Here is a 4,105-nt window from a genome sequence, read left to right as displayed (position 1 = left end):
GAATCTCCCTCCTCACTGACGGTCCCCGGGCGGCACGAGCCCGCCCGATCCTGCTGCGGCAGACGGGCGGCTCGACGTGGTACGCGTCAGTCGGGCCGTCAACCCCAACGGCGTGGCAACCGTCGCCGGGCAGCACCGACGACACACGGCCTACGTGCGACATCGACATGAACAGCTCCCGCGGCGGTGGTTGACCTTGCGCGATCACGGTAGGGGTGGGCGGTGCGGTGCGGCAACGCATTTCGATCCCGCCGATGGCCGAGCGTGGGCCTCGCCCCCGGCGGTCGACGACGATGCCCACCCGCGGCGCTCGGCACGGCCCGCGGGGCAGTGGCGCCCGCCGGGCGAAGCGCCCGGTCAGCCCCGCCCGGCGAGCAGGCCGTGCGGGCGGATCGAGCGCACCGGCTCGGCCGCCCCGCCCTCCGCGCGCAGGATGTGGTTCGCGGCGATGACGCCGGTGGCGGCGGAGCGCTCCATCAGGGCGCTCGGGAAGTCGGTGCGGATCCCGTCGCCGGCCAGGTACAGGCCGTCGGCGTCGGTGCGGACGCCGGGCCGCCACCGATGGCTGCCGGGCGTGAAGGCTGGTGCCCGCGCCTCCCCGGGCCCGCAGCACGCGTACCCGCAGCCGGGACGCCTCCGGCCACAGCGTGGACAGCTCGGCCCACATCCGCGCCGCCAGCTCGGCGGCGGGAACGCCCGGATCGCAGGCGTACGCGTGCAACTCCACCACGGAACCCCGGTGCGTTCCGCCCAACGGCGGGACTCGTTCTCCAGCCGGTGATAGAGCGTCACCGAGTCCAGGTTCGGCTGCCGGGACACCCCGCTGAACACCGCCCGGTCCGGGTCCACGTCCCCGTCGCACCAGTGGCGCGCCACCGCGTACGGCGGGCCGGGCCGGCCGAAGGCGGGCACCCGCGCCACCAGCTCGGGAGCGGCCCCGGCGAGCGTCGGGGAGGCGGTGACCAGCGCGGCGAGTGCCGGCGGGTCGAGGGCGAGTACGACGTGCCGGGCGTCGTACCCCCCGCCGGCGGTCGCCACCCGCCAGCCGCCGGCGACACGGTGCAGGGTGGTGACCGCGGTACCGGTGACGACCCGGCCGCCGTGCTTCTCGACGTGCCGGGCGAGCGGCTGCCAGATCGCGGTGGCATAGTCCTCGTCGGGCAGTCGAACGCCAGCCCTTCCGGATTGCCGAGCAGGTAGAAGTGGAACTGGGCGATCATCTCGGCGGCCGACATCTCCGCCTCGTGGTTGAAGAACGAGTGGGAGAAGACCTCGAACAGCATCGCCCGCGCCCGGTCCGGCAGCCGCAGCGAGGTGAGCAACTCGTCGGCGGTGGTGTGGTCGAACTGGGCGTAGGTGCGGACCGGGTGGTAGCGCAGCAGCGGCAACGCGGCGTCCCGGTCCATGCTCCGCAGGTCGGTCAGGCGCAGGCTGGGACTGCGCAGCAGCAGGGTGAGCAGGTTCGCCGGGGGAGCGGGGGGCAGCCTGCCGAACTCCTCGACGGGCCACCGCGCGGACAGGATCGGGTAGCCGGGACCGGCTTGAGGAAGCCCAGGGTGGGGTCGGCCCGGCGGAGGATCGACCGCCAGTTGTAGTACTGCCGGAAGAACGCGTGGAAACCGTGTTCGTTCATCTGGGTGCCGTCGGGCAGCAGCTCCGGCCAGCCGCCGAGCCGGCCGCCGAGGGTGGGTGCCGCCTCCAGGACCGTGACGGCCACGCCGCGTTCGGCGAGCACCACCGCCGCTGACATACCGGCGATCCCGCCGCCGACCACCACGGCCGGGACCGGGTGCGGCACGCGCGGGGCGCCACCGCCGCCGGGTCGACCACGTGCTCGCGTACGCCGATGAGCCGACCCACCACGTGCGACAGCGTCATGGCCTCATCCTGCCCTTCCCTCAGCCCAGGCAGCGGCGTTCACGGTCGGAGGCGGGCCAGACGTACTCCAGGTCGAGTGGAACGTCGTCGCCGAAGAACGGGCGGTAGTGCTCCGGGTCCTTGCGCAGCAGGACGAGCGGTGACTGCGGTGCAGATCCGCCCGCCCAGCCAGCCCTGGCTGGGCCGGGCGGATCTGCACCGCAGTCACCGCTCGTCCTGCTGCGCAAGGACCCGGAGCACTACCGCCCGTTCTTCGGCGACGACGTTCCACTCGACCTGGAGTACGTCTGGCCCGCCTCCGACCGTGAACGCCGCTGCCTGGGCTGAGGGAAGGGCAGGATGAGGCCATGACGCTGTCGCACGTGGTGGGTCGGCTCATCGGCGTACGCGAGCACGTGGTCGACCCCGGCGGCGGTGGCGCCCCGCGCGTGCCGCACCCGGTCCCGGCCGTGGTGGTCGGCGGCGGGATCGCCGGTATGTCAGCGGCGGTGGTGCTCGCCGAACGCGGCGTGGCCGTCACGGTCCTGGAGGCGGCACCCACCCTCGGCGGCCGGCTCGGCGGCTGGCCGGAGCTGCTGCCCGACGGCACCCAGATGAACGAACACGGTTTCCACGCGTTCTTCCGGCAGTACTACAACTGGCGGTCGATCCTCCGCCGGGCCGACCCCACCCTGGGCTTCCTCAAGCCGGTCCCGGGCTACCCGATCCTGTCCGCGCGGTGGCCCGTCGAGGAGTTCGGCAGGCTGCCCCCCGCTCCCCCGGCGAACCTGCTCACCCTGCTGCTGCGCAGTCCCAGCCTGCGCCTGACCGACCTGCGGAGCATGGACCGGGACGCCGCGTTGCCGCTGCTGCGCTACCACCCGGTCCGCACCTACGCCCAGTTCGACCACACCACCGCCGACGAGTTGCTCACCTCGCTGCGGCTGCCGGACCGGGCGCGGGCGATGCTGTTCGAGGTCTTCTCCCACTCGTTCTTCAACCACGAGGCGGAGATGTCGGCCGCCGAGATGATCGCCCAGTTCCACTTCTACCTGCTCGGCAATCCGGAAGGGCTGGCGTTCGACTGCCCCGACGAGGACTATGCCACCGCGATCTGGCAGCCGCTCGCCCGGCACGTCGAGAAGCACGGCGGCCGGGTCGTCACCGGTACCGCGGTCACCACCCTGCACCGTGTCGCCGGCGGCTGGCGGGTGGCGACCGCCGGCGGGGGGTACGACGCCCGGCACGTCGTACTCGCCCTCGACCCGCCGGCACTCGCCGCGCTGGTCACCGCCTCCCCGACGCTCGCCGGGGCCGCTCCCGAGCTGGTGGCGCGGGTGCCCGCCTTCGGCCGGCCGGCCCGCCGTACGCGGTGGCGCGCCACTGGTGCGACGGGGACGTGGACCCGGACCGGGCGGTGTTCAGCGGGGTGTCCCGGCAGCCGAACCTGGACTCGGTGACGCTCTATCACCGGCTGGAGAACGAGTCCCGCCGTTGGGCGGAACGCACCGGGGGTTCCGTGGTGGAGTTGCACGCGTACGCCTGCGATCCGGGCGTTCCCGCCGCCGAGCTGGCGGCGCGGATGTGGGCCGAGCTGTCCACGCTGTGGCCGGAGGCGTCCCGGCTGCGGGTACGCGTGCTGCGGGCCGGGTGGAGGCGCGGGCACCAGCCTTCACGCCCGGCAGCCATCGGTGGCGGCCCGGCGTCCGCACCGACGCCGACGGCCTGTACTGGCCGGCGACGGGATCCGCACCGACTTCCCGAGCGCCCTGATGGAGCGCTCCGCCGCCACCGGCGTCATCGCCGCGAACCACATCCTGCGCGCGGAGGGCGGGGCGGCCGAGCCGGTGCGCTCGATCCGCCCGCACGGCCTGCTCGCCGGGCGGGGCTGACCGGGCGCTTCGCCGGCGGGCGCCACTGCCCCGCGGGCCGTGCCGAGCGCCGCGGGTGGGCATCGTCGTCGACCGCCGGGGGCGAGGCCCACGCTCGGCCATCGGCGGGATCGAAATGCGTTGCCGCACCGCACCGCCCACCCCTACGTGATCGCGCAAGGTCAACCACCGCCGCGGGAGCTGTTCATGTCGATGTCGCACGTAGGCCGTGTGTCGTCGGTGCTGCCCGGCGACGGTTGCCACGCCGGTGGGGGTGACCGGCCCGACTGACGCGTACCACGTCGAGCCGCCCGTCTGCCGCAGCAGGATCGGGCGGGCTCGTGCCGCCCGGGGACCGTCAGTGAGGAGGGAGATTC

General features: G+C 74.1%; 4 pseudogenes. 2 read left to right on the top strand and 2 right to left on the bottom strand.

The annotated features are described in order from the left end of the window. Positions 1–357: 357 nt before the first annotated feature. Positions 358–1,878, bottom strand: a pseudogene (locus QTQ03_RS28880) (FAD-dependent oxidoreductase). 20 nt (positions 1,879–1,898) lie between these two features. After that, positions 1,899–2,056: pseudogene (locus QTQ03_RS28875) on the bottom strand (MSMEG_6728 family protein); the annotation flags it as partial. Here QTQ03_RS28875 and QTQ03_RS28870 point away from each other — a divergent pair. Beyond that, positions 2,051–2,205: pseudogene (locus tag QTQ03_RS28870) on the top strand (MSMEG_6728 family protein); the annotation flags it as partial. The pseudogenes QTQ03_RS28875 and QTQ03_RS28870 sit on opposite strands and share 6 nt — an antisense overlap. Positions 2,206–2,225: 20 nt before the next feature. Then, positions 2,226–3,749, top strand: a pseudogene (locus QTQ03_RS28865) (FAD-dependent oxidoreductase). The last annotated feature ends 356 nt before the right edge of the window (positions 3,750–4,105 follow it).

Source organism: Micromonospora sp. WMMA1363 (genome assembly GCF_030345795.1).
Taxonomy (GTDB): Bacteria; Actinomycetota; Actinomycetes; order Mycobacteriales; family Micromonosporaceae; genus Micromonospora.
The sequence above is the reverse complement of the archived record's forward strand: the minus strand, read 5'-3'. Positions and strand labels throughout refer to the sequence as shown.